This is a genomic window from Neisseria sp. P0021.S005 (genome assembly GCF_051956955.1).
This window is the reverse complement of record NZ_JBQCWY010000235.1, coordinates 1-4,274: the sequence shown is the minus strand read 5'-3', so window position 1 is coordinate 4,274 and position 4,274 is coordinate 1. Positions and strand designations below refer to the sequence as shown.

6 protein-coding genes and 1 pseudogene are annotated in these 4,274 nt (G+C 47.9%); 1 reads left to right on the top strand and 6 read right to left on the bottom strand.

Annotated features, from left to right (window positions below; translation table 11 throughout):
* From dcd to ACTHUE_RS11685, 6 genes are all read right to left on the bottom strand, one after another.
* The coding region (gene dcd / locus ACTHUE_RS11710; RefSeq protein ID WP_440423292.1) for a dCTP deaminase at positions 1-505 on the bottom strand (505 nt) is incomplete at its 3' end.
* Between the two features lie 125 nt (positions 506-630).
* Entirely contained in the window at positions 631-1,062 is a 432-nt protein-coding gene (locus ACTHUE_RS11705; RefSeq protein ID WP_070462019.1) for a hypothetical protein, read from the bottom strand.
* 22 nt (positions 1,063-1,084) lie between these two features.
* Positions 1,085-1,867 carry an ADP-ribosylglycohydrolase family protein gene (locus ACTHUE_RS11700; RefSeq protein WP_070462021.1) on the bottom strand — a complete coding sequence of 261 codons (783 nt, stop codon included), beginning with the start codon at positions 1,865-1,867 and terminating at the stop codon, positions 1,085-1,087.
* On the bottom strand, positions 1,867-2,439 hold the full coding sequence (locus ACTHUE_RS11695; RefSeq protein ID WP_070462023.1) for a hypothetical protein: 573 nt from the start codon (positions 2,437-2,439) through the stop codon (positions 1,867-1,869). The genes ACTHUE_RS11700 and ACTHUE_RS11695 overlap by 1 nt, the downstream gene beginning before the upstream one ends.
* 124 nt (positions 2,440-2,563) lie before the next feature.
* Positions 2,564-2,716 (bottom strand): hypothetical protein, encoded by a 153-nt coding sequence (locus tag ACTHUE_RS11690; RefSeq protein ID WP_225905468.1) that lies wholly within the window; start codon positions 2,714-2,716, stop codon positions 2,564-2,566.
* A gap of 31 nt (positions 2,717-2,747) precedes the next feature.
* Entirely contained in the window at positions 2,748-3,494 is a 747-nt protein-coding gene (locus ACTHUE_RS11685; RefSeq protein ID WP_234395988.1) for a hypothetical protein, read from the bottom strand.
* A gap of 220 nt (positions 3,495-3,714) precedes the next feature.
* Here ACTHUE_RS11685 and ACTHUE_RS11680 point away from each other — a divergent pair.
* A pseudogene (locus tag ACTHUE_RS11680) lies at positions 3,715-4,146 on the top strand (HD domain-containing protein); the annotation flags it as partial.
* Positions 4,147-4,274 lie beyond the last annotated feature (128 nt).

The following is a 4,274-nucleotide window of genomic DNA, read 5'->3' as shown; positions in this document are numbered from 1 at the left end:
AAGTTTCGCAGACTTCATCGCTTTCAAAGAACAAGACTTGAGCCACGCCTTCGCCGGCATAGATTTTGGCAGGCAGGGGGGTGGTGTTGGAAAACTCAAGCGTAACGTAGCCTTCCCACTCTGGCTCAAACGGGGTAACGTTGACGATGATGCCGCAGCGTGCGTAAGTGGATTTCCCTAAGCAGACAGTCAGGACGTTGCGCGGGATGCGGAAATATTCGACTGTGCGCGCCAAAGCAAAGGAGTTGGGCGGAATGATGCAGCAGTCATCTTCGACTGTAACGAAGTTTTTCGGGTCGAAGTTTTTCGGGTCGACGATGGTGCTGTTGATATTGGTGAAGATTTTAAATTCATTGGCACAGCGGATGTCGTAGCCGTAGCTGGATGTGCCGTAGGAAATGATGCGTTGACCGTTGGCCTCTTTGATTTGGTTGGGCTCGAACGGCTCAATCATGCCGTGTTCTTCGGCCATGCGGCGTATCCATTTGTCGGATTTAATGCTCATGGTGGTTGTCCTGAGGTAAGGGTTGTTTGGAAATTCTTTGAAATCAACACGACAGCCTTTAGACAGGCTTGTCAATTGATGTTTCAGACGGCCTAAAAGCTGGATAAGGCCGTCTGAAAGGCTGTTTATTTGGTTTTGGAAGCAGATTTCTTAGGCAGTTTGACTTCTTTAATCATACCGTCTTCGCATTTCATGATGAAGACTGGTGTGCCGTTTTGGGAGGCAGTAAAGTTTCCATGCGCCCTGCCTTTTTTGAACACGCCCTCCAGCGTCATATTGCGTAATTTGGCGCTGTTGGAGGAGAAAGGTTCGATAAAGGTTTCGCCGTTGCCGGAAACGGTATATACGCCTTTGCCGTCAAATTTGCCGTTTTTAAATGTGCCGACATAACTGCGGCCGTCTTGGCATTTCCATGTACCTTTACCGGACGGTTTGCCGTCTTTGCCGACATCGCCATCATAAGCGCAACCTTTTTCCTGATAAGGATTGATGGTTTCAGCAATGGCAGGCGTGCCCAGCATGAAGGCGATAGGGAGTAGGGCGAGGTATTTCATCATTCATTCCTTTTTGCAGGCAGTTTCAGACGGCCTGATATTGGGATTCAAAAGTCAGCAGGGTTTCAGCAATATGGCGTGGCAATATGGCTAAAGCGTGTTCGCGCATAGACGTAGGGATACCGTAGCAGGCTTCGGCAATACTGCCGGTAATGGCCGCCAAGGTATCGCTGTCTCCGCCAAGGGAAACTGCCAGTCGGATGGCGTGTTCAAAATCATCGCTTTCAAGAAAGGCAGTAATCGCTTGAGGCACGGTTTCCTGACAGCTTTCGTTGAAATGATAATGCGGGCGGATTTGGTCGCAACTTTGGCTCAAGTCGTAGCCGAATTGTCGTGTAATGTTTTCTTTAATTTGCGCTTTGCTTATACCAGTACGCGCCCAAAAGATGGCGGCGGCTACGGCTTGCGCACCTTTAATGCCTTCCGGGTGGTTGTGCGTTACGATAGCGGATTGTTCGGCAAAATGCAGGGTTTCTTCCAATGTGGCAAATGTCCAACCAACGGCAGAAACACGCATGGCCGAGCCGTTGCCCCAGCTATTATAAGGTTCTGGATCTTTCCATTCTATCCATTGTGAGAAGCGGCCGCCATATGCGCCTTTAGCGCAGGGATATGCCCTACACCAGCCTTGTAAAATAGAGGCCAAATTATCGTTGCAGCCTTGTAAAACCCAATCGGCGATGGCAACAGTGCAAATCGTGTCATCTGTAAAGTCGCTGTCGGGGCTGAAAATGTCAAAATCGGTGTGACGGTAGTTGTCAAACTCAAATCGTGATCCGGCAATATCGCCGATGACTGCGCCCAACATCATGACATCCTTTCTGATACTTCTATCGTCGTTACCGTACCGTCTGCCAAACGGCTGTTGGCAGGTACAAATACCACCATCAGCGTAGGATTTCCACGTGCCATCATCGGCATCAGACTAAGCGGCATATTTGGATCGGTTTTCTGAAAGCGTATCCGTTCATCACCTACACCAAACAACCTGTTTGGATGGCTGTGTGCCGCCTCATCCATTCCGGCCTGCAGGATTTTTTGTTTTTCGGCCGGAGTTTTACCGGTTAGCAGGCTTGGATTGGTTTTCTCAAAGAAGTTAGATTTTGCCAGCGTCCAATAAGTATCACCGGGCTGCCCGCTGGGGTTTTGGGTTTTCATCTTATGGGCAAAATAATCAACAGCCTGTTGCTGGTTCATTGCCTTGATTGCTTCTGTATTTGAGCCGTATTTGGTTTCTTTTGGGTTGTTCCGCAAATCAAACTGAAAACGGTTGTATTCGGCTTTTCCTTCTTCATAAACAAATCTTCGTGCATATTCATTCGCTGTTATATTGCGATTTCCATCAATATCAAGATCAAGCTTGGAAATGGTTTTCGACAAACCATGTCCTAACTCATGAGCCCAATCAGAAGCAGTCAGATATCTTTTGTCTGCCGTACTGAATACAATACTTCTATTTTCTTTACTGCCAATTAGTTTGCTTTGGAAAAATATGCCGGAATATTTAGTGTATTGCTTGAATACTCCCTAACCCCCATTGATTGATAAAGTTATGGGTTTGCCCCAGTAAAATTGAATCCCGAATAATCTGATTAACTTCCGAAACAGGCATCCCTAATTTTAAAAAATGCTGCCGGATTTGTGCTGTTGTAGCCATACCATATACCTTTAAAATTAAATACTATCGACTATCTGATAAGAAAGATGCTGGAAATATCATTAATGCATTTGTCTGTTGGATGCTGAAATAATATTCCTGCACCTTTCTCCTCCCTTATAACCAAATGTCTATCACTCCCGATCAAATGGTTGTTTTCATCTACTGCTACTTGTTTTACTACCGTATACCTAGGAAAAACTTGTTCTGTTCCATTGTTAAAGCATACGCTGACCGGGCTTAGGATATGAGATGAAACATAGGGTTTCGGCAAATCATCAGGATAACGGTCGTCAGGAAACAATGAACGGTATCGTTTTATATAATCAGGCGTTGCTTCGATTTCTAAAAAAGTACTGCCGTCGTAGTTGGTCTGATGCACTACCGTAAAGCCGTCGGTCGGCCGTTTTAGCTTACGCCGCCTGTGTTTGAGCCATTTCTGCCGCTCTGCCTTGTCTTTCCATCTGAGTACCGCCTGTTTTTCTCCGTCAGGCCGCAAACGGCCGGAAAGCCGCAGATAGCGCCGGTACACGGGAATCTGCCACTTTTTCGCTAAATCTTCAGGCGGCATATCAAGCAAACAGGCACTATGCACCGTGCCTGCCATCTGCCTGAACAAACTCTCGAAGCTATTTACAGGATAAAGCTGCCCGCAGCCCGTTGCGTCATCCGCATATGCTTGAGAAACAGAGACCGTCTGAATGCCGCTATCGGCATGAGACAAAATGGGCAGCAACATGGCCGGCCACAACAAAGCAGCTAAAAATTTCACACTCATCTCCTTCTTGATAAAAATTATTACTTGCATAAATATTATTCCCAATATTTTTCACTGCAAGCACATTTACACGCTAATTGTTTGTTTTATTTTGATGTTTATATGTTATTGCAAGTTGGGTAGCCCAGGCCGTCTGAAACATGCTTTGTCGCAAAATACGGGCAAGCTGCTACAATACAGCCGCTATGTCGAAACAAAACAAACGGAGAAACGGCATGCCATGAGCAACACACGACAAACACCGGAAATCCCCGCCGCACCGCTGCAAGAATCCCGCGCGTGGTTTGACGCGCACACCGCCGGTTTGCCCGAACCTGCGCAAAAGCTGCTTCAGACGGCCTTGTCGCTGGCCGAGACGCATTATCCTGCCGATGCGGCCACGCCTGCGGGCGAGCCGCTTTTGGCGCACCTTTTGGGTGCGGCGCGTATGGTGAACGAATTGGATTTGCTGCCCGATGCGGTGGCCGCCACGCTTTTGGCCGACATCGTGCGTTTTGTGCCCGACTGGCGTGAGCTGCTCACGGAACGCTGCAACAGTACTGTCGCCGAGCTGGTCAAAGGTGTGGACGAAGTGCAGAAGCTTACACACTTTGCCCGTGTGGACAGCCTCGCCACGCCTGAAGAGCGCGCCCAACAGGCGGAAACCATGCGTATTATATTTCAGACGGCCTTTGATATTTCCCAATCAAAAGGCCGTCTGAAAAATTATTCTTGCCAGCCGCCCAAATAAGAAACCAGTTCTTCCAACATGGTGCTGATGGCTTCGGTCATCAGGATTTG

Coding starts and splice junctions, on each gene's coding strand:
- ACTHUE_RS11705 (WP_070462019.1), bottom strand. CDS start 1,062: ATGATGAAATACCTCGCCCTACTCCCTATCGCCTTCATGCTGGGCACG.
- ACTHUE_RS11690 (WP_225905468.1), bottom strand. CDS start 2,716: ATGGCTACAACAGCACAAATCCGGCAGCATTTTTTAAAATTAGGGATG.
- ACTHUE_RS11685 (WP_234395988.1), bottom strand. CDS start 3,494: ATGAGTGTGAAATTTTTAGCTGCTTTGTTGTGGCCGGCCATGTTGCTG.
- ACTHUE_RS11700 (WP_070462021.1), bottom strand. CDS start 1,867: ATGTTGGGCGCAGTCATCGGCGATATTGCCGGATCACGATTTGAGTTT.